Below are 23,183 nucleotides of genomic sequence, written 5' to 3' on the forward strand. Positions count from 1 at the left end.
TTTTAGATAAGATTAACCTACCAACTTTTAAGTATGGTATAATAAATTAAACTAAATTTATTTGATATGAGAAATATTGCTCTGTAAAAATAAATTTACACAAGATTCGGGACTTAACCATTTTTTAAAATTGAGGTTTATCATAACTTTTTAAATTAGTAAAAATAATTATAATTAATGATAAAATCAAAGTAACTTTTAAATTATAAACTAGGTGAAAAGATGGCAAAAAATATTTTATTGCAAGAAAAAATTAAAATTTTACCCAACATCGCTGGTTGTTATCTTTTTAAAGATACCTTTAATAATTTAATCTATGTCGGTAAAGCCAAAGATTTAAAAAAACGAGTTACTTCGTATTTAAACAAAGCTAGCAATTTTAAAACTATGTTATTAGTTAATGATATTACTGATGTTGATTTTATTACTACTTCCAATGAAAAAGAAGCATTAATTCTTGAACAAACATTAATTAAAAAACATCACCCGAAATACAATATTTTATTGGCAGATGATAAAAAATACCCTTATATTCAAATCACTAATCATCGCGATCCCCAATATCGTTATGTTCGTAGTGCTACTAAAAAAGATGGACGTTATTATGGGCCATTTCCCGATGGCACAGGTGCCCGTGATATTTTAAAATTATTAGAACGGTTATTTCCGTTACTTAAATGTAACGGGAATTTAGGTAAACCTTGCTTATATTATCACTTAGCACAATGTTCAGGTGCTTGTTTTAAAACTGTGCTTGTTAGTTATTATGAAGATATGATTAATAAAATTGATCAATTTTTTAAGGGTAATGTTGGAGTTATTAAAAAAACATTAATTAATAATATGACAACTAGTGCTGAAAACTTACAATTTGAAAATGCTAATCGCATTAAAATTTTATTATCAAAAATTGATTTATTTTTATCACAACAAGTTGTGGAATTCCAAGACTATGGAAATCGCGATTTCATTAACTTTTTAATTGAAGATGACATGGTAGTGTTAATTACTTTATTTTATCGCAACGGAAAACTACAAGCTAAAGATGAACAAATTGTCCAAAATAATTACTTAGAAATTCAAGATTTAATTCGTAATTATTGTCAACAACTGTATAGTAAAAATACCTTACCAAGTGAAATTTATTTACCACACACCATTGATACAACAGAATTAAAAATTTTATTTCCGCAGGTAAAGTTTATTTTGCCAATTAAAGGTTCAAAAGAACACATTTTAACTTTAGTTAAAACTAATGCCATTTATGCTTGAAACAACTACTTACAAAGTGCTAAAACTAATAATACTCCTATTAACATGATGAAAGTTTTATCACAATGAATTAAAATTCCTAATTTAAATCACTTAGAAATTTTTGATGTTTCTAATTTACAACACAATGCTAGTGTTGGGGGAATGATTGTTTATAAAAATGGTAGTCCTAGTTTTAATGATTATCGTAAATTTTTATTAGACCCTAAAATCCCTGATGATTATCATCGGTTTAGTGAAATGATTTATCGTCGCTATCATCATTTAATTATTAACCAATTACCATTGCCAGATTTAATTATCGTTGATGGAGGTAAACCACAAATCACAGCAACATTAGAACAATTATCATCACTGAATTTAAAAATACCTATTATTGGTTTAGCAAAAAATCAAAAACACCAAACTGATCGCATTATTAATGATAAAATGCAAACTATTAATATTCCTAAAAATGATGCTTGTTTTTTATTTTTAAGTAAACTTCAAGACCAAGTTCATAGTTATGCTATTAAATATCATAAATTGAAACGCAGTCAATCAATGATTAATAGTGTTCTTGCTACCATTCCTGGAATTGGAATGCAAATGCAAAATAAAATCTTAGCAGTATTTCCAACATGAGAAGATTTACAAAATGCCACAGCAGAACAATTATTTAAAATTATTAAATCTAAAACAGTTACTGGTAAATTATGAAAAGAATTGCATAGTTTTAGTTAATAATTTCAGTTAGAAAATATGATAGAAACAAATGATAGGGCCGTTTTAATTTTGTTTTTGTTTGTAAGTTTATTTGATAGTTTATAATTTGTTTTAAAGAAAGAAAAAGGTTGCAGATGCAATCTTTGGTTTGGTTTATTACATACTACAATGATTAACTACTCTATTATTTACTGTTGTTATTTCTGGTGATGTGTTGTATTGAACGTTTATTTCGTTAATACTATTTTGGTGTAATAATGATGTATTTTCATCTTCCATATTTATTGAAGTATTATCAGCGTTTAAAACATCATTTATTTGTCCATTAGATACATTGTCATTAGTGTGATTAATTTTATTGCACAACGTTATTACTCCATCATATAACAAGGTTGCCAAACCTCTTCCTACTAAAGCCCCTCCTATTCCTGCTCCTGCTATAGTAAAACCTGTAAGTAGAAATGCTAATCCACCTTCGGGTTGATTAAATTTTTCCATAGTCATACCTAACTTAGCGTATAAATAAATTAAACTGCCAGTGCCTCCAACAGCACCAACAATCATTCCTGTTGTTTTAAGTGAAGTTTCAAATATTTCTTTATAATTCATTGTTGTTCTCTCCTTTCAAAATAAAAATTAACCTAATTTAAAGTACAATATACAACAACTCATTTTGAATTGCAAGAATTTATTTAATTTCTTTTATTCTCTTTGTCTTTAAATATCAAGATATGTGATAAAATGGAAACGTTAAAGTAAAACGTAGTAAGGAGTTTTTTTCATGGCTAGTAAACTTAATACTAATGTATACAACGAATCTTCCATTCAAATTTTAGAGGGACTAGAGGCTGTTCGCAAACGTCCTGGGATGTATATTGGTTCTACTGATAATCGTGGTTTACATCATTTAGTATGAGAAATTGTTGATAACGGCATTGATGAGGCTTTAGCTGGTTTTTGCACTCATGTTACTGTCACTATTAATGTTGATAGATCTATTACTGTTGATGATAATGGACGTGGTATTCCCACAGGAATGCATGCTTCTAAAAAAAGTACACCAGAAGTTATTTTTACTGTCCTTCATGCTGGAGGCAAGTTTGATACTAACAGTTACAAAACATCGGGTGGATTACACGGTGTTGGTGCCTCAGTTGTTAATGCTTTAAGTACGTGAATGAGTGTCACTATTAATCGCGATAAAAAAATTCATGAAATTAAATTTAAAAATGGTGGTAAAATTGACGAACCATTAAAACAAATTGGTACTACTTATAAAACAGGAACTAAAGTTCAATTTTTACCTGATTTTATTCGTGTTTTTCAAGGTTGTGATTGAAATATTCATCTGTTCGAACAACACTTACGTGAAAGTGCTTTTTTAATTAGTAACTTAAGTATTGAGTTAATAGATAAACGCAACAACACTACAGAAAGGTTTCAATATCAAAATGGATTAGTAGCTTTTATGGAATATTTAAATGCTGGTAAAAAAACCATCTCTCCTATTGTTTCATTAAAAGGTAAGCAAAATAATATTGATGCTGAAATTGTTTTACAATATACCGAAGATTATGCTGAAACATTAATTGGTTTTGCTAATAATGTTAAAACTAATGATGGTGGAACGCACTTAGTTGGGTTTAAAAGTGGTATGACAAAAGCTATTAATGACTATGCACGCAAACAAGATTTGTTAAAAACCAAAGATAAAAACTTAGAAGGAAATGATTTAAGAGAAGGACTAGTGGCCATTGTTTCTTTACGGATTCCTGAAAATTTAATTCAGTATGAAGGTCAAACCAAAAGCAAATTAGGAACACCAGAAGCACGAGTTGTCGTTGATAATATTGTTAATGAAAGATTTTCATTTTGATTACATGAAAATAGTGATAGCGCCAAAAAAATTATTGATAAAGCCATTAAAGCACGTGATATCCGTAATGCAATTCGTAAAGAACGTGAATCACTACGTAACAAAAACAAAGATACACAGAAATTCCTTGTTGGTAAACTAGTACCTGCCCAAACTAAAAATCCGAAAATTAATGAAATCTTCTTAGTAGAAGGTGATTCTGCTGGCGGTAGTGCCAAATCAGGTCGTGACCGTACTTTCCAAGCTATCTTGCCATTAAAAGGAAAAGTAATTAATGCTGAAAAAACTAAAACCGTTGATTTATTTAATAACGAGGAAATTAGTATGATTATTAATGCCATTGGTGGTGGTGTTGGTAGTGAATTTGATATTGAAAACTGTAATTACAATAAAGTTATTATCATGACCGATGCCGATACTGATGGTGCCCACATTCAAATTTTATTATTGACATTTTTTTACCGCTTTATGAAAGATTTAATTACATCTGGTAATGTTTATATTGCGTTACCACCATTGTTCAAAATTAGTTATAAAGTTCAAGAACAAGAGCAATCAGCATATGTATGAAATGAGTTAGAATTAAAAGATAAATTAGAAACCATTCATGGTAAATATGATCTACAACGTTACAAAGGTTTGGGCGAAATGAATGCTGAACAATTATGAGAAACCACTATGGATCCCCATGTTCGTCAACTTATTAAAATCACCATCGATGATGCATTAGTTGCTGAAAATGAAATTCAAACATTAATGGGCGATAAACCAGAAAAAAGACGTCAATGAATCGAAGAAAATATTTCTTTTGATGATAGTGACTATTAGGGAGTTGTTGTATTATGAGTAGTAATGAAACCAATGAATTTCAATCATTTGAAGAGCAAGTGTTAGTTTATCCAATTGATAATATTGTTGCCGAACGCTTTGGACGATATGCTAAGTATATTATTTTAGAGCGTGCCTTACCTGATGTTCGCGATGGTTTAAAACCAGTACAAAGACGAATTTTGTATGCTATGAATGATTTAGGACTAACTAATGATAAAGCATATAAAAAAGCAGCACGGGTTGTAGGTGAAGTAATTGGTAAATATCATCCCCATGGTGATACTGCTGTTTATGCTGCTATGTGTCGAATGGCACAAGAATGAAAATTAGCATGACCACTAATTCAAATGCATGGTAATAAAGGTTCAATTGATGGTGATAATCCTGCTGCTATGCGTTATACAGAAGCAAGACTAAGTGCGATTTCACAACTGTTATTAAATGATATTAAAAAAGATACTGTTCATTTTAATAAAAACTTTGATGAATCAGAAACAGAACCAGCAATTTTACCTGGTTACTTCCCTAATTTATTAGTTAATGGTGCTTCAGGAATTGCTGTGGGAATGGCAACTAATATCCCACCTCACAATTTACAAGAAGTAATTAATGCTGTTATTATGCGAATTGAAAATCCACAATGTACGATTAATGATTTAATGGAACATACGATTAAAGGTCCTGATTTTCCGACAGGTGGTATTGTCCAAGGTATAAAAGGAATTAAAGAAGCATATCATACTGGTAAAGGTAGAATTGCGATTCGTGCGACAACTGCTATTAATATGGAAAATGAATTTCCACAAATTGTTATTACTGAAATTCCCTTTGAAGTAATTAAACAGGATTTAGTTAAAAAAATTGAAGATATTCGTTCCTTACAAAAAATTCAAGGAATTAAAGAAGTTCGTGATGAAACTGACCGTACTGGGTTACGAATTATTGTTGAGTTAACTCATGATGCCAAAATTAATGATATTTTAAATTATTTATTTAAAAATACTAGTTTACAAGTTTATTATAATTTTAACTTGGTAGCGATTGCAAATAAAAAGCCTGTTCAAATGAATTTAGTTAAGATTTTAGATTTTTATGTTAACCATCAAGTTATTATTGTTACTAAACGTTCGCAATTTGATTTAGCGCAATTAGAACGCAGATTAGAAATTGTTAATGGTTTAGTTATTGCGTTAAGTCAGGTTGATAAAGTAATTAAGATTATTAGAAATTCAACTGATCGTGCTCGTGCTAAACAAAACTTAATAGTTACTTTTGAATTTACTGAAATTCAGGCTGAAGCTATTGTCCAATTACGATTATATCGGTTAACTGCTACTGATATTGAAACATTAATTTTAGAAAAAGCTGATATTGAAAATAAAATTATGTTGTTAAAAGAAATTCTTGCTAATGAAAAATCATTACAACAAGTAATTATTAATGAATTAGCATTAATTAGAAATAATTATCCATTACCGAGAAGATCGCTTATTCAAGGTGAAATTACCGAAATCACAATTGATGAGAAGGCAACATTACATCAAGAAGCAGTTTTTGTTAGTGTTAGTTATGATGGATGAATCAAAGTTATTAGCACTAAAGTCTTAGCACAAAATCTTGATGATTATCAAGATTTTGGTCGTAAACCAGATGATATTATTATTGGTGCTAGCACCATGAACAACTTTGATAACTTATTATTATTTACTAATAAAGGTAATTATATTTTAGTTCCAGCTTTTAAGTTAGAAGAAAATAAATGAAAAGATAACGGTATTCACGTTAATACATTATGTAAAATTGATGGTGATGAGAAAATTATTAAAGTAGCAAAAATTAATACTTTTGAACAAAAAAATATTAATGTTGTGGTTGTTACTAAAAATGGTTTTATTAAGAGAATGTCATTATTAGAATTATCAACGCCAAGATTTAATAAAATTGCTAAATATGTTAAATTAAAAGATAATGACGCTGTTGTTAGTGTTAGTATTACTACCGAACATGATTTTATTATCTTATCAACAAAAAAAGGTTTTACTTTAAAATATCTAGAGTCAAAAGTCCCACTCTTAAGCAAAACGGCAGCTGGAGTTAAAGCATTAAAACTTAATGATAAAGATGACCAAGTCATTGGTATGGCTTCTGGTAATAGTAATGATATATATGGAATGATTACATCAGCAGGAACTATTAAAAGAATACTATTTAATACCATTGAATTAACATCAAGAACAGCAAAAGGTAATAAAATTTTAAAAATTCCAAAATCTAAAACGGTAACTATTATTAAAACCTTTTTAGCATCTGATGAAATTTTTATTAATATTTTAGGTAAAAAAGAAAAATGAACCGTTATTAAAGCAAGCGATATTCCTATTACCAAAGTTAACGAGGGAATGGGGAAAGCAGAAAGCGAAAATATTATTGCTGGAAGCAATAACTTAATTATGAATCTAATTGTTAAGGATATTATACCCTCTGAAGGTCCTATTGAAGAATCATATGAAGATTTTAAAAATGATGATGAAAATATTTAAATAAATGACTAAGGTCTATTTCAGTAATTTGATTGAAATAGATTTTTTTATAAAATAGCTATGTAAGGAAAGGAAAAGTGAAAAATGGAAATTATCAGTAACAAAAAAATTAGTGAGACTACTTTATTAGTTTCAAAGCCTCAACAAAGTGAATTAATTAAAAGTTTAAAGTTTTGAACATTAGGAGTAGGTTCAATTGCTGTTGCTGTCGTAACAGCATTCCCAGTTGCAATTATTAATAATTGAAAAACAACTGGAACATTAAGTTTTGAAAATGGGATAGATGATTTAATGCAAAATCCACCATTATTAATAGTTCCCGAAATTAGTACAACACTTTTAACAACGGGTGCTTATATAGCAATTGAAAATTTAATTGTTGATTTTGTTAATAAAAACATTAGTAAGACTAATAAAGGTAAAAGTGCAATTAAAAATCTAATTTTAAGTTTAGCATTAATTACAACTAATGAAATTGTTAAAAAAATAAATGTAAAATTAACGACCTCAGTTCCTATTAATACTGATATTTTTGATGGTTTATTTGTAATAGTAGCTTTGAATTTTAGTAAAGAGGCAGTTGTCGTGATAATATGAAAAAAATACATTGAGGGGTTTGATTTTTATAGCATAGGAATTCCAATTTTGTCTACAGTTGGTTATTTCTTATTTAATTCTTTACAAACATTCTACAAATTAGGAAAAAATAATTTATCATTAGAAAAGTTTATTAAAATTTTCCTTCCTATTTTACTGAAAATACTGTTAATGGTAGTCTTAGAATAACATCGAGTAGTCTAATGTATCAAAAAATTAGTTTACTATTTAATAATGACAAGCAAAATGATAATATGATAAATCAACCTTTTAGTTATGGTGCAATAAAAAAAATTAATGAATGCGAAAATACATTACTAAAGAGAGAATCAAAACCAAAAGTTAATCATAACTTTACAGTTTAAATCTAGGTTTTTATTAAAAATCAATTTTATAAAGTTTATTAACACATCCTACATATAAATCATTACCATGGAAAGATAAACTGTGAATTTTTTGATTTAAATCAGCAATTGTACTTTTAGTTTTATTAGTTACATTAATTTTGTAAATTTTACCATTTAGTGTTCCTGCATATAAGATATCATCTTTAAACACTAAACCATCAGCTGATGAATCTAAATTTATGATTTCAGTTTTAGTTGGTGTTGATTCTGTTATATTAATTTTGTAAATCTGACCTTTTTCTACTCCTGCATATAAATCATTATTATGAAAGGTTAAACTTTCAATCTCTTCAGGTAAATCTAAGGCAATTATTAAATGTTTGGCTGGGCAAATGCATTTTACTGAAATAGCAAAATTTAATTCTACAGTTGATGATTTAAAAATAGATAAGAATAATAATGTTTATGTAAAAAGTGATAGTAAAATTTATAAATGTTTGGCTGGGCAAATGAATTTTACTGAAATAATAGGAATAGCAGGGCATATTAATGTTTGAGCAGTAGATGATAAAAGTGGCGACCTGTATGCTAGTAGTAAAGATGATGATATTCTCTACAAATGTTTAGCTGGTCAAACTGTGTTTAAACAATTAATTGAATTTAAATCAACTTCATGAAGAGATAGCAATATTGGTGATTTAACTATAGATAAAAGTGGTAATATCTTTGTTAGAGCAAGAGCTGAAAATGGACCTTGAAGACTTTTTAAATGTGAAACTGGACAAACTGTATTTGAACAAATGCTACTACCAATAGGAGTAAGTTGTGATAATATTTCTTTAATAGTTGGCAATAATGATACATTATATATAAATTTTCGAGGTACTCTTTATAAAAGCGAAAAATTTGTGAACTTATTGAATAAAGTGGGCAATTAAAAGATTATCTTATAATAAGTGTTATATTAAACATAATTTTACAAAAATAAACTTAGTATTTATTTTGGGAATGAGTTAATCAATATTCGATTAAACTCATTCTTTTTATTTAACCTTCTTAATTTTAAAAATTTTGCCATTATTTACACTTCTAATCAAAAAATAAGAATAGAAAATAACTTTATTTATTAAAATTAAAGTTATAATAAAAGTATTAAAAACAAGGAGGATTAACATGACAAATAATAAAAATCAATATCAAGCACTAATTAATGGTGAATTATATGAAAATAAACAATGAATAACAGTAATGAATCCCACAACTAACCAACCAGCAGGACAAGTTCCAGCACTAACCAAAACAGAGATTGATAAAACATATCAAGCAGCAAAAATAGCTCAAATTGCTTGAAGTCAAATGCCGATTTTAAAAAGAATTGAACTATTAAATAATTGAAAACAATTAATAATTCGTGATAAAAAAATTATGGCAAACATAATGAGTTCTGAAATTGCTAAAGGTATCAAAGCAGCAATTAGTGAAATCAATCGTTCTGTTGAATATATTGACTATACGTTACAAGAAGCATTACGTTTACATCCTCAGTCATACACTGGTGATAGTTGGGGAGTAATGAATAAATTAGGAATATTTGAACATATCCCTAAAGGTGTTATTTTAGCAATTTCACCTTTTAATTACCCAGTTAATTTGTCAGTTTCAAAAATATTTCCCGCTTTAGTTACTGGAAATAGTGTTGTTTTTAAACCAGCAACACAAGGTTCCTTAGTAGGATTATATTTAGCAAAGTTAGCCAATGAAGCAAAAATCCCACCTGGTGCTTTCAATGCAGTTAGTGGTAAAGGTAGTGAAATTGGTGATATTCTAGTTGAAAATCCAATAATTAATGTTATTTCTTTTACTGGTAGTGCCGATGTTGGCAATCGTATTTCTAAAAAATCATTAAAAACCGATTTGATTTTAGAATTAGGTGGTAAGGACCCAGCCATTGTGCTAGATGATGCTGATCTTGAAGATACTACTACTAAAATTGTTAAAGGTGCTTTTAGTTATTCAGGTCAACGTTGTACTGCTATTAAAAGAGTGTTAGTAGCTCGTGGAATTAGTGACAATTTAATTACCTTATTAAAAACAAAAACAGAAAAATTAACAGTCGGAATACCAAGTAATAATTGTGATATTACCCCAGTTATTGATATGCCAACTGTTGAAAATTGTAAAAAATTAATTAAAGATGCCTTAGAGAAAGGTGCATCTTGTTTAACAGGTAATAAATTTAAAGGTAATTTAATGTCACCAACTATTCTTACTAATGTCACCATTAATATGGATTTAGCGTGAGAAGAACCATTTGCCCCATTACTTCCAATTATTGTTTTTGATGAAATAAATGATGCTATTAAAATTGCTAATGATTCAAAATATGGATTACAAGCTTCAGTATTCACGACTAATATTAATAGTGCTATGAGTATTGCTAAACAGTTAGATGTTGGTAGCGTTAACATTAATGACCAATCACAGCGCGGACCTGATCATTTTCCATTTACTGGAGTTAAAGATTCTGGACTTGGTGTTCAAGGTATTCATGCTTCATTAATATCATTTACTCGTCCCAAAGGAATTGTAATTAATTGAAAAACTAAAATTTAATTATTAAATAAAAAAGATAAATTATAGAGTGAACTCATAAGGAGTATGCATTAAAAGTGCTTGCTCTTTTTTTAGCAACAAATTCTTTGTGATGTCAAATAAAGAAAAAATATTCAACTTAATTAAGTGATGACCAATTCAGAAACTATTAAAAATAATTTAAATAGCATACAAACATTACCCTGAAATAGGAATTTAAAGAACTTATTGCAGAAATAGTGTAAAATATTATTATCAAATTCAAAAAAACATTATGAGATGAGAGGTAGGTGTAAATTTTGAAGTACTTAGTTAAGTTAGCTGCAAAAGACTGAACAATAATAGGGTTAAGTATAATGATAGTAGTATTAATTTTATTTTTTATTATATTTGTTTATGTTTATAAAAGAAAAAAATTTATTAATAAAATCAATAAGATTATCAATGAAAATTTATTAAAAATAGACAAAAATAATTATAAATTTTCAGATAGAAATTACTTTTCCCTTTTTAATGGAATTAAATCAATAGTTTTGGATAAACGTTATAAATATTTTTATAAATTTAAAAAGAGATATAAAGATGGAAGTTTAAACAATGAAATTTTTGATTTAGTTAAAAAATATTATTTAAAAAACGAAAAAGAATCAAAGTAAAATTATTAATTACGTATTCCCCCTCTTTATCACTATCTTTCTTATAAGTTAGACAATAGCAACTAGTACCAAAAAAATAATAAAATTCAAAAAAATATATGTTTAAGTCTTGTTTTACTTTTTGTAAGTAAAACAAGACTTTTATTTTAAAGGAGATAGAAATGTTACTAATAGAACAATCAAATTTAGAAAGCCAAGACTCTGATGGAGATGCTGCTCTGAATATAAATAGTAATGAAACTGCTTGAGAATTTGCTGATAATCACTACGGAGCAGAAGGAGTAACACTAACGAGACTTGATGAAAGTGGTAAATTAGAATATAAAACAGAATTCACTTCTAGTGTTATTAAAGTTATTAATGAGAAATTTGTAATGATTGATAATAAATCATTATGACAAAAAGTTATTAAATTAAACGATGGTAAAATAATTTTAGAATTGACAAATCTAAATGATATCAAACAATTACAACAAACTGTTAAATTATATCAAAATGAACAAGAATATAATAATGAGTGGATATTGCCAACAGCACAATTTTTACAAGAGAATTTTAACTGAGTAGTTATTGAAAATGAAAGTAATTTATTAAATGAAATTTTCAATTCAAAATATAGTTTTTTATCTATTATGATAATTTTAACTTTAAGTCTAGGTTCATTTTCTTTATTTGATGCTAAAAATAATTTGCATGAAGAAAATCCATTATTACATCTTTTTAATGATTGAGAAGATGTAATGATAAGTATAACAAGTGGATTGACAATGATTAATTTATCATATTTAAATTATAAAATTATTAATTTGATTTCAAACTGGAAGTATTTATCATTTTTGGGAGTAAGCACTGTAATGGGTGCCTGAAAAAATTATTTAAATTTATATGTTAGTGAAAATGAATTTGATTGAATCACTTTTGCAAAAGGTATTGGTGTTAATTTGAGTATATGTATAATCGAAGAATTAATTTTTGATAAAATCGCTCAACCTTTGATTGAAAAAATATGAGAAAATTTGAGAAACAAAAATATTTTAAAAACTACTGGTTTAAGTGCTATTATATGTTTACTAATTTTTCTTTCTGCTTTAGAAAGTGTAATCAGTGGACTTTTTGGAGAACAAAAAGAAATAAATTTAGAAAACGTAATAGAGGCTTTACATTTGGCATTATTAGTGACACTTATTGAAAATGGTATCTATAGTGCTTATTTTTCTTATTTTAACTTATTTTTGCCTAAAATTAAAAATTTCATAGTAACGCCCCTAATTAGTGGTGTTAAATGATGTTGAAGCAATGTTACATCATGTTTTACAAACAGTGATATAATAGAAAATGTTGCTAATGTCGCAAATAATGAAACAGAAAATAAATTATTAGAAGAATTTATCAAAAATAAATTAAAAAACACTAGTATTGAGGAGGTACTAGAATTAGTTAGTTTATTACAAAGTAATCAAAATGAACAAGAAATAGTAATTCCAATAGATGATGATACAACACCATTATTGGAAAATAGAGAATGTTTATTCCCAAATGATGTTATAAATAATTTGGTGTTTATTGATGACCACGGGAATAGTTCTCGTACATTATGTCTTTAAAATTGTCATGAATCATTTTATTTACTATATATAGTTTAACTAACTTATAATACCAATGAGATGAGTAATATAATTTCACTAGTAAATTTACTGATTAATTATTTGGAATTATTTTTCGAACCTGAAATAGTAGTTAATCAAATAATAGATAAGATTTTTAATCTTAATGTTTTATAGTATTATTTATTTATAAAATTAATTTTTATTTAATGAAGGAGTTAATAATAATGGATTTGTCAAAAACATATGATATTTGAAAACAACAAACTTTACCAAAGCACTTACAAACCCAATTAGATAAAATGTCAAAAACTGAAATTGAAGAAGCTTTTACTACTACTTTAGAATTCGGTACTGCTGGTATGCGTGGAGTTACTGGTGTCGGAACAGGAAGAATTAATGAAATTATTATTATGAAAGCTACTGTAGCTTTTACTCAATATTTAACATCAACTTTTTCACAAAAAGATTTAAATCGCGGAATTGTTATCGCTCATGATAACCGTCATTTTTCTGCTGAGTTTACTATGCTAACAGCTAAAACATTAGCTAAACATAATATTCCTGTCTTTTTATTTCAAGACAATGATTTACGTCCAACTCCAGTTTTATCTTATAGTATTCGCAAGATTAACGCCATTGCTGGAATTGTTATTACTGCTAGTCATAATCCACCAGAATACAATGGTTATAAAATTTATGATCAATATGGTTGTCAATTCTTACCAGAAGTTACTAATGTTATTGGTCACAATATGGAACAATTAACTGATGATTTTCAATTAGAGTTTCCTTATAACAAAGACTTAATTAAAGAAGTCCCCTTGACAGTAGAAACTAATTATCGTAATGATATTAAAAATTTACAGTTTTATCCTGATGTTAAAAACCGTAATCTGAAAATTGTCTTTTCTAACCTTCATGGGACCAGTCGTGAGTGAGTTCCACCGCTTTTAGAACAATGTGGTTATGAAGTAATTATCGTTAAAGAACAAGCAAGCTATGACCCTGATTTTAAAGGTGTAATCTCGCCTAATCCTGAAGTGCAACCAACTTTTGATTTAGCTATTAAATATGCTAAACAACATAATGCACAACTAGTGATTTTAAATGATCCAGATGCTGACAGAATTGGCATTGCTGTTCAACATCAAGGAGAGTATGTGTTACTAACAGGTAATGAAACAGCACCAATCTTATTAGAATATTTATTGAGTCATTATCAAAAAACTAAAACAATGCCTGAAAATCCGGTTATGTATAATACTTTCGTTACTTCTAACTTATCTGATACTGTGGCTCAATCTTATGGGTGTCAAGTCATTAAAACATTGACTGGTTTCAAATGAATTGGTGCTGAAATGCTAAAAGAACAAGTTCGTAAGATTAATTTTGTTTTTGGTTTTGAAGAAGCATATGGTTATGTTATTAAAGATATTACTCGTGATAAAGATGGTATTCAATCTGCTATGGTTGTGGCCGAAGCTGTTTGATATTATTTACAATCACAAAAAACATTAATTGATGTTTTAGAAGATATTTATAAAAAATTTGGTTATTATTATTGTTATACTGTTAACTTAGTATTAAAAGGTCAAAAAGGACAAACTGAAATCAATGGCATGTTGGAAACTTTACGAACTAGTGGAATTCCTTCATTACATAATATTAAAGTTGAAAAAGTTGAAGACTATGAGCAAGGACTTTATGGCATGCCAGGTCAAAATTTATTAAAATTCTATTTTATTGATGGCTCATGATTTGCTGTCAGACCTAGTGGAACAGAACCTAAAATTAAATTTTACTTTGTTTGTATCGACAAAAATACTAATGTTGCAAAACAAAAAATGCAAGCAATGTATGAAGAACTAGCAAAAAAATATTTAAAAATTACTAATATAAAATGATAAGGAGAAAAATGTTAATGACAACTGTAATTAAAGATATCAAACCTAATAATACTTTAAAATTAATAGTAATCATTGGCCGTGTCATTCAAGGTGTTGCGTCTAATAATACTAACTATTTAAATTTACAATTACAAGATAAAACTGGTAGCATTTCAGCTCGAATTTGGGATGCTAGTAAAGAAGCTATTGCTCAATTAACAACAGGTGTTGTTGTTAAAGTTGAAGCTAATAGCATTAACTACAATAATGAAGTGCAGTTAAAAATTAATGAATGAGAAATTGTTGCTAATCCCAGTGAATATTATGAGTTATTGTTAACACAAGCACCAATCGACATTGCCCAAGCATGAACTGAGATTAGTCAAACAATTAAAGAATTTAAAAATCCCATTTTAAAAAACATTTTAATTCAATGTTTTAGCGAAAAAATAATCAATGATTACAAACGCTGACCAGCTGCTGTAAAAATGCATCATGCTGTGCAAAGTGGTTTACTATGACACTCAGTTACTATGTTAAGGATGGCTAAACAAGTAGTTAATATTTATGATGACCGTAATATTAATAGTGACTTATTGTATGCTGGTATTATTATGCATGACTATGGGAAAATGATGGAATTAGATAATAATGCCATTAGTGCTTTTACTTTGGCAGGAAAAATGATTGGTCATATTTCATTAGGTGCCATGCAAGTAACACAAGCATGTCAAGAGTTGAACATTAATTTGCAAGAGGAAATGGTTGTCTTATTACAGCATTTAATTTTAGCAAGTCATGGTAAATACGAATATGGTTCACCAGTTTTACCTAAAACCATGGAAGCAGAAATTTTGCATCATCTTGATAATCTTGATGCTAAAATATATGCTATTGATGAAGCATTAGTTAATACTAATGTTGGTGAATCAACTTCACGTGTGCCAGGTATTGAAAATCGAATGTTTTATAAACATCAAAGTCTAAAAACTAAGAAATAAAGTAAAAAGTCAGAAAACATGCCTAATAATAATTAAAAAGTTACCAATTAAGGTAACTTTTTAATTAGGTGCCAACCTAATTTTTTTCTTACTTAAACTCTAAGTAAATATTTTGATTATACATTAATATTTAAAATTGTGGAGTAATATTATATTTTTTAATTAAATTAAGAATTAGTATATTTTTTATATTCTGCAGTTTGTTTATATGTTTCATATCTTTTATCACTTTCTTTTTTTGCTTTTCAACCTCTTTTTGATTATCATTTACTCATTTTGCTATATTTTTAAAATTATTATTTTGGTCTCTTTTAGTAGGCATTCTTTTAATCTTCCCTTTCTATAAATAAATTATAAATTAATATTTGTACTAGATAAGTACTATACCACTACTAATTAAACACCCATTAGTTACCATATTAGCAATATTTCGAATATTTTCAAATCTATTAGAGATTAATTCATTAATTCCACTAATAAGATTTAAAATACCATAAGCATTTAATGAAATATAAGTATCTCAATCCATTAAATTATTAGGATTATTATTAAATAAAATATTAAATAAATTATCTGGTCATGTTCGTGTTTCTGTAGTTGTTGTACTTGTAATAGGTTCTATTGGTGTAATAACAGTGTTTAAAAACTTACTATAATTTGCTAAACTAATTGTTCCTAAACCTAATAATGTTTTTTTACTACTATTAATAAATTTAGTTTTATTAGTTGATCTTTGATTTAAATTTCATATATCTAAATCTAATTTTTACCAAATAATAAGGTATTAATTGTCCATAATAAGCACTGATTCCAATCATTGCTGAAATAGGGCTTATCCCTGTTCTTATTAATTTTATTAAAGTATATTTCTTATGAAGCAAATTGTTTATTTTAGTATCTTTAACATCAAAAATAATTTCAGCTGGTAAGTATATTAATTTAGGAAATAATTCTTCTTTATTAAAATTTTTAAATGCATTGGATTTTTCCAAATAAGAAAATATGCTATCATCTGTTGAATGTTTAAAATTAATATTATTCCTAATTTCATTTAATCATTTTTAGAAAATAAATGACTTTTCTTTTCTACTATATTCTCTCATAAAAAGAGGTTTCCTTAGCTAGGTTTTATTGAACCTAGAGGTGACTTTCTAAAGATTATATTGTTTTGGAAATTTACATAGTTTATTGGACAGGATTTTTTAAGTTAGCAAATGTTGGCAGATAGTGCATAAAGAAGTCATTTAATAATTCTCATTTTCAAGTGCGTTTATCACCATCAGTTCCTAATCATAAATTAAATGCTTCTGCAAAGAATTCATTACGTTCATTAAGGTTACGATCACGGAAACTAATACTGCTATAACCACTGTTGACAACAATTAACGGAAAGAGAAAGTTCTCAACTCATTTATCAAAAGCACTACTAGCAGTAATGGTTATTTTAGTATCCAAATAATCCATTAAGACTTGTGTAAGATCATAATAGTTTCGATCATTGCCTAGTATGTTTTGTTTATAATTTGTTGAATCTACAATCCTGGTATTGAAAAATTTACGACTTTTAGAAGGAACATCAATATAGTTACTTAAAGCGTGGCCATATTCATGCATACTAACACAATTTAAATGATTAGAGTTTCAGTAGTTGCCATTATATTGTTCATTGATTAAAATTTGATTAACAAAATCTTTACCATAAGTTTGTGTTTGTGAAGCGACTTTTCAATAGTAACGATTATAAGCAATAGTATTCTTACTACCAGTGGGAGCCAATCTAATGTTTTGTAGTAAACGTAGAATATTAGTTTTTTGATATACTTTAGCAATCGCATTGTAAAAGTTTAACTGTAAGTTTTCAGCTTTAGTAATTGATGGAACATCAAGTCCTGACTTACTATATAAATCATTCCAGTTAACATTGATTGTAATTTCATCGCTTAGTTTGGTAGTTGTTAAATCTGTTTTTAATTCTTGGAAGTTTTTTCACACTGGATTAATTTGCAGGTCATCAAATTCTTTCATCGAAGTAGGACTAGCGGGAAGTTTAGTTTTATTGCGATAATCGGTAATAAAAGAATAGTAAGGATTGTTTTTATTTATCCGTGGGTAACCGTAGAAGTATTCGTTGTATACATCGTATACTGTTCAATAGTTGCAACCACAGGCAACAGTAATTAAACTATTAGCACTAACAATAGCAATGCTAGTTAATGATAATAAAAATTTTAATATTTTTTTCATAAGCAACATAGTCCTTTCACACAATAATTACTTTTTAATTATATCAACTTTTTAGTTTTAAAATGAAAACATAAAAAGAGTAATTTACTAATTTATGATTATAAATTAGTGTGGTAATGGCTATGTTGTTAATTGTTATTTGCTATTGAAGATTCATAAGACAGCACCTAGTGCCATGATAATATGTGGTAAGGCATTAACATAAGTTCAAGGTGATTTGTAATCAACTCCGGTTCCAACAAATATTCCAATCACAATTAATATAGAAATGAAGGCAATAACTAATGCTCATAGTTTTGATCATAAACCTGGTTTAACTGAGAAAGGGATAATAATGTACATAATACCAAGTAGGATTAATGTGGCACCATTTTCTTTTCATCCGTAAAAATTATAGGTTGTAACTTTACTTATATATAGTAAACTAAAGATAATGATTCATGCTGAGCCAATTAGCATTAAAATTTTTGGTAAAGTTAATAGTTTTATATTTTTCATTTTATTTTCCTCCTTAATTTCATGAATTTTGTTTTTAATGATTGTTTTATAGTATCAATGTTTTCTAACTTAATATCTTCTGTAGTGTGAGTTAATATTAAACCTTTTTCTTTATTGTATTTCGGTATTATATGTACGTGGTAGTGGAAAACTTCTTGATATGCTTCACTACCATTGTTAGTTAAGATGTTGAAACCTTTAATTTCAGGAATTAGTGTTTGTAATTGCGTTGCTATTTTATGGGCAGTGCTATTGACAAAACCAACAATTTCCGGAGTTGTGTCAAGGAAGGTTGCAAAATGTTGTTTAGGAATGACTAAGCTATGACCTGGAGTAGCGGGTTTGATATCCATGAATGCTACGGTATGTTTGTCTTCATAAACTAAGTTTTCTGAATTTTTGCTAATTGTACAAAAAATACATTGTGAATTTGGCATATATTAATCATCTCTTTCTACTTTATACATTATAACTTAAAATTTTTTTCATTATGTATGTGGTTAATTGTTAGTAATACTGTTTAATTTTGTCTCAGAATCCTTTTTCATAAATATTATCTTTAGGGATGTATGTAGGAAATAAACTTTGGGCTGCTAATTTAAAGTTATTTGCTGCATTATCTTTGTTTGCATCACTATCAGCAAGGAAATATAACATTTGTCAGAAAATACCAAATTTTTGGTCTTGAGTGATATCGCTACTAGCAGCAGCACCACGAATATATTTTGAAAAGTCTGTGTCTTTGCTTGGGTTAGAACTGTTATTTCAATCTTGAATTAGGCCAGTAGTTTTAGGAATTCAAGTTTTTTTATTTTTATCATTTAAAATACAACTAAAGTCTAAATTTTGCAATACATTTAAGAAATAGATTGGTGTTGTATAAGTAAAGTTAGCGATAGTATCGTTTGTTAATTCATAGTGGGTACCATCTTTAATTGTTACTCAACCTGCTGTTGTAGCATCTGCTACAGGTTTGGCAGCTTGACCAGCAGCAGTAGCTGTATAACCATTAGCACCAAAAAGATTATCAATTTGATTAATAGAATCAGAAGTACCATTTTTTAGTTTATTAAAGAAGCTACTGTTTAATTCTCTACCACCATTGTTAGTAATGTTTTGTCAGTTACTTGTATTTCAATTGGTTTCTATATCAATTGCATTTGTCTTGTTGGTTTGAAAGTTTCAAATTGAACGATAGTTAGAAGATTTATAATCATTAATATTTTGTAGTTGGCCAATATATGCATTATTAGTAGTTGTTTCAATAATTGGTTCTTTATTGGGCCCTTTTTGATTAGGTATGAAAAGGTTACTTAAAAGATAGGACATAGTAAATAATTTTTCATTTAGTTTAGGTAAAATCATGTATTTATAATATTGTTCATAACGGAAACGTAATGATCATTGGAAACGTTTTAAATTTCTTTGATAATCTGTAACTGATGTATCTAAAGCTTTTGGCAGTGTATCGGGATTAACTCCGGCGTCACCAATATAGTTTTGCGTATTTTGTTGTAATGGAAGCAGAACATTAGTGGTATTATCATCTGGGTGTTTAGCAATGTCAGCAAGTTGTTTCATAAATGCTTCATTCTTAGTAACAGTTCCAAAGTCTTTATAAAGATTAGTATTAGCAAAAACGTCATTAGGATCATTTTTTAAACCAGTATCAGCATTGTCTTTTGCGTAAAATCCATCTTTATCTTTACTATAATCTAAACTACCAGTACCTCCTCGGTGTCAAGAGTCAGTTTGGAATAGTACCAGATTATTTGTAAAGTTCGTAGTTTCATCTAGTGATGTACAACTTTTTATACCTTGTAAATACGCTTGAGTTAAAAGACTTAAACCAAGGTCATCTTTGATGTTATCAAAAGCTTGATTAGCAGTACCTTCTTGTATTACATTACCATCAGAATCAAGTGTGTCTTCTGTATAAACTGTAGGGCTTAGAGTATTATGAAAGAAGTCATAAAATTTTTGTTGGGCAATTATTCCTTCAACATCATTTAAAATTAAGTCAAGTCCTGACGCGTAGGCATCTTTAAACTGTTCACCAACGGTTTTAGTAAAGTTTACTCCTAAGAAATCAAATAAAATACGATTTTTGTAATCATCGGGAATTTTACCATTTGGTAGGTTACTCATATCACGTTCATTATCACAAGCAGTTACTAGTAATACAGGTCCTGCAAGAAGTGTAACGGAAGCTATTAATGGAATGATTTTTTTCTTGTTTTTCATTTTTTACCTCCCTAATTATTTGTGATGATATTTGGATCATATCATCATAAAGTTTGTTTTCCAACTTTAGTTAGATAATCAGAAATATTTTCATTTAGACGAGCAGTTGGTGCATTAATACCAAATGCATCTCAAGATGTATTAAGTGTTTTAACAGCATTTTGAAAGTGACCGTTAACATATAGTGCTTGTTTATTATCTCAACGGCTATTTTTCACATTAGTAAATCATGTTTGTAAACTCTTAGCAACTCCATCAATTGTTGTATCATCAAGTGATGGAGTTGAACCTGTTAGGTCACTAATATTTCAATGAATTAAACTAGCGTTATTATCAAAGAATAAATTGTAATCTCATCAATTAGGACTTCCAAGGTCAGTGCTAGTTGCAGTAAAGTCACCTAAAGTTTTGTTTAAATCAATAGTTGTATCAAGGCCTTTATTTTTTTGTAATAAAAATGCTGTTTGTAAATAGTCAAGATAAGGACTATTGCTTAAGCCACCTGGACGATCAGCAAGTGGAGAAACATCATTCCATAATAAGTTTTGTGGATTTTGTTTTTTCTTATTAAACTCTTGAATAATATTATATGTTGAGTCAGTAGAAGCTGTAGCTTGGTAAGTAATACCGGGTGTTTCAATAAAATGAATACCAGCAGTATCAATAAAGATACCAACACCAGGTCCATTATTTTTTGTAGCGTCAGGTAGTAGACTAGTATGACTTTGTATATCATTCATATAAATTAAGTCATTGTATTGACTAGTTATACTTTGCTTATTATTGTTAGTATGATCAATAAGTGGTAACAGGGTAGTTAAGGCATCATCAGTGGGATTAGTTGGTGCAGTGTACTTATCTAGAGTATCTTGTTGAATATTACCAATAACATTCTTGCCAACGCCTTGTGCACTAGTGACATAACGATATAGATAGTAGTAAAAAGGAGCATTGTCCTTAGTTGCACTGTTAATATTTATTAATCCCAAGTCACCAGTTGTATCAGTTGTCCCTGTAGCTGTGGTACCTTGAAAAGTAAAGGTTTGGTCAAAACCTAAATTTTTAATGTCTTGTACTATTTCATTAATTTTGGGTTTATTGTCAGAAAATTGGTTTTTTGTAATAGCTACTTTTAATGCCTTATCTTTCTCAGCGATATTAAAAGGAACAACAATTTGGCGAACTCAAATCGGTTCTTGTGCTGTCATCATTACTTGAGCAATTTTTGCTTGATTGTCACTCAGTAATCCATTAACAGTATTATATGTACTTGATATATGTTCGCCATTTTCAACGTCACCAACTGTTTTAGCAACTGGATTGCTAACGGTTATTGCGTTTCAGTCTTTATTCGTTGTTATTGCGTCTTGTAAGGTAGTAGCATTTCCAACAGGATTATTTGCTTTGATAACAATTCAAATAGTTTTTGCGTAAATTCCACCGCTATTAATATAATTTTGAACATTTGTAAATTTACCTGCTTTAATTTCTTCAAAAACATCTCTTAACATAGGATATATTTCACTTGTTGTATAATATTCATAATCTCCATAGTTTTGGCTAACATAACTAGTATTAATAATTTTAGTAGCAATATCTTTTAGTTGATCATCTTTGTATTGTTCAACGCTATTGTTATAACCTGATAAAATTTTCTTTCATTGTTTTTCCCAACCACGACCAAATTTTGCTTTTAAGGAAGCAATTTTGTTGTCTATTTGTGAGTTAACTGTAATTAAAGCAGCATCATAATCAGATTTATATTTATGATTATTTTTCAAAATTGAGAGATTAATATGCTGATTAATCGTACTATATAAATCCTTGCCTCAAGATTGTCCTCCTTGACTGTTAAGAAAGTTAAAAAAATCACTAGTAGTTTCTCCAGCACTACCAGCAGCCTTAAATGCTTGATTTCAGTCAAAAACATTGGTAGTGCCACGGTCAGACGTTGGATTACAAGCTAATACCGACATAGTTGATGTCGTAGATAATGTGAAAGTTGCAACTAAAGCAAGAATATTGCGCACTATACTCACTCCTTTTATTCATAGAAAAAATATGAATTTATTTTTATTTTACTAAAATATCTTAACATAAAATTTCAAATTTCGAATAGTTTTTTGCATTTTATTTCTAGTCGGGCAGAAGCATGTATGGTTTTTTCTTTACTTAAACTAAATAACTTTGTATTATCATTTTCAGTTAGTTTTTCTTTTCTTTTAAATATTTTCATAATAATTTACCTTTCTATAATACTTTATTAACTATTAATATAACTTTATAA

Annotated in this window: 19 protein-coding genes; 9 read left to right on the forward strand and 10 right to left on the reverse strand. The window is 28.1% G+C overall.

Annotation, left to right across the window (positions count from 1 at the left end; translation table 4 throughout):
- The first annotated feature begins 222 nt into the window (after positions 1-222).
- The gene (uvrC, locus tag RDJ14_RS02925) at positions 223-1,995 is read left to right on the forward strand and encodes an excinuclease ABC subunit UvrC (protein ID WP_308149880.1); all 1,773 of its coding nucleotides are present in this window, start codon (positions 223-225) and stop codon (positions 1,993-1,995) included.
- 138 nt (positions 1,996-2,133) lie between these two features.
- On the opposite strand, the gene RDJ14_RS02930 is transcribed toward uvrC, so the two are convergent.
- Positions 2,134-2,586, reverse strand: a complete 453-nt coding sequence (locus RDJ14_RS02930) for a hypothetical protein (RefSeq protein WP_308149881.1) — start codon at positions 2,584-2,586, stop codon at positions 2,134-2,136.
- A gap of 172 nt (positions 2,587-2,758) precedes the next feature.
- Here RDJ14_RS02930 and parE point away from each other — a divergent pair, with 172 nt between their 5' ends.
- The 3 genes from parE (at position 2,759) to RDJ14_RS02945 (ending at position 8,010) form a co-directional block, all read left to right on the forward strand.
- On the forward strand, positions 2,759-4,681 hold the full coding sequence (gene parE / locus RDJ14_RS02935; protein ID WP_308149882.1) for a DNA topoisomerase IV subunit B: 1,923 nt from the start codon (positions 2,759-2,761) through the stop codon (positions 4,679-4,681).
- A 14-nt stretch (positions 4,682-4,695) separates the two neighbouring features.
- Complete coding sequence (parC, locus tag RDJ14_RS02940) at positions 4,696-7,224, forward strand: DNA topoisomerase IV subunit A (RefSeq protein ID WP_308149883.1); 2,529 nt, start codon at positions 4,696-4,698, stop codon at positions 7,222-7,224.
- 84 nt (positions 7,225-7,308) lie between these two features.
- Positions 7,309-8,010 (forward strand): hypothetical protein, encoded by a 702-nt coding sequence (locus tag RDJ14_RS02945; RefSeq protein WP_308149884.1) that lies wholly within the window; start codon positions 7,309-7,311, stop codon positions 8,008-8,010.
- A gap of 189 nt (positions 8,011-8,199) precedes the next feature.
- Here RDJ14_RS02945 and RDJ14_RS02950 read toward each other — a convergent pair whose 3' ends face one another.
- Positions 8,200-8,379, reverse strand: coding sequence for a hypothetical protein (locus RDJ14_RS02950; protein ID WP_308149885.1), 180 nt, complete (start codon positions 8,377-8,379; stop codon positions 8,200-8,202).
- A 169-nt stretch (positions 8,380-8,548) separates the two neighbouring features.
- Between RDJ14_RS02950 and RDJ14_RS02955 the strand changes: the two genes are divergently transcribed.
- The 5 genes from RDJ14_RS02955 to RDJ14_RS02975 all read left to right on the forward strand — a co-directional run bounded on the left by RDJ14_RS02955 (position 8,549) and on the right by RDJ14_RS02975 (position 15,910).
- Entirely contained in the window at positions 8,549-9,106 is a 558-nt protein-coding gene (locus RDJ14_RS02955) for a hypothetical protein (RefSeq protein ID WP_308149886.1), read from the forward strand.
- 235 nt (positions 9,107-9,341) lie between these two features.
- A complete protein-coding gene (locus RDJ14_RS02960; RefSeq protein ID WP_308149887.1) occupies positions 9,342-10,781 on the forward strand; it encodes an NADP-dependent glyceraldehyde-3-phosphate dehydrogenase in 1,440 nt (479 codons plus the stop codon).
- 796 nt (positions 10,782-11,577) lie between these two features.
- Positions 11,578-13,020 (forward strand): hypothetical protein, encoded by a 1,443-nt coding sequence (locus tag RDJ14_RS02965; RefSeq protein WP_308149888.1) that lies wholly within the window; start codon positions 11,578-11,580, stop codon positions 13,018-13,020.
- A gap of 227 nt (positions 13,021-13,247) precedes the next feature.
- Entirely contained in the window at positions 13,248-14,930 is a 1,683-nt protein-coding gene (locus RDJ14_RS02970) for a phospho-sugar mutase (protein WP_308149889.1), read from the forward strand.
- 14 nt (positions 14,931-14,944) lie between these two features.
- A complete protein-coding gene (locus RDJ14_RS02975) occupies positions 14,945-15,910 on the forward strand; it encodes an HD domain-containing protein (RefSeq protein ID WP_308149890.1) in 966 nt (321 codons plus the stop codon).
- Between the two features lie 130 nt (positions 15,911-16,040).
- On the opposite strand, the gene RDJ14_RS02980 is transcribed toward RDJ14_RS02975, so the two are convergent.
- From RDJ14_RS02980 to RDJ14_RS03015, 8 genes are all read right to left on the reverse strand, one after another.
- Positions 16,041-16,232, reverse strand: a complete 192-nt coding sequence (locus RDJ14_RS02980; protein ID WP_308149891.1) for a hypothetical protein — start codon at positions 16,230-16,232, stop codon at positions 16,041-16,043.
- Between the two features lie 400 nt (positions 16,233-16,632).
- The gene (locus tag RDJ14_RS02985; protein WP_308149892.1) at positions 16,633-16,902 is read right to left on the reverse strand and encodes a hypothetical protein; all 270 of its coding nucleotides are present in this window, start codon (positions 16,900-16,902) and stop codon (positions 16,633-16,635) included.
- 193 nt (positions 16,903-17,095) lie between these two features.
- On the reverse strand, positions 17,096-18,154 hold the full coding sequence (locus RDJ14_RS02990) for a hypothetical protein (RefSeq protein ID WP_308149893.1): 1,059 nt from the start codon (positions 18,152-18,154) through the stop codon (positions 17,096-17,098).
- Between the two features lie 135 nt (positions 18,155-18,289).
- Positions 18,290-18,652 (reverse strand): hypothetical protein, encoded by a 363-nt coding sequence (locus RDJ14_RS02995; protein WP_308149894.1) that lies wholly within the window; start codon positions 18,650-18,652, stop codon positions 18,290-18,292.
- A complete protein-coding gene (locus tag RDJ14_RS03000) occupies positions 18,640-19,089 on the reverse strand; it encodes an HIT domain-containing protein (RefSeq protein WP_308149895.1) in 450 nt (149 codons plus the stop codon). Before RDJ14_RS03000 ends, RDJ14_RS02995 begins: the two co-directional genes overlap by 13 nt.
- A 70-nt stretch (positions 19,090-19,159) precedes the next feature.
- A complete protein-coding gene (locus RDJ14_RS03005) occupies positions 19,160-20,896 on the reverse strand; it encodes a hypothetical protein (protein WP_308149896.1) in 1,737 nt (578 codons plus the stop codon).
- Between the two features lie 11 nt (positions 20,897-20,907).
- Positions 20,908-22,926 carry a hypothetical protein gene (locus RDJ14_RS03010; RefSeq protein ID WP_308149897.1) on the reverse strand — a complete coding sequence of 673 codons (2,019 nt, stop codon included), beginning with the start codon at positions 22,924-22,926 and terminating at the stop codon, positions 20,908-20,910.
- Between the two features lie 14 nt (positions 22,927-22,940).
- Entirely contained in the window at positions 22,941-23,132 is a 192-nt protein-coding gene (locus RDJ14_RS03015; RefSeq protein WP_308149898.1) for a hypothetical protein, read from the reverse strand.
- Between the last annotated feature and the right edge of the window lie 51 nt (positions 23,133-23,183).

It is taken from the genome of Spiroplasma sp. AdecLV25b, from assembly GCF_030913225.1.
GTDB lineage: Bacteria > Bacillota_I > Bacilli_A > Mycoplasmatales > VBWQ01 > Spiroplasma_E.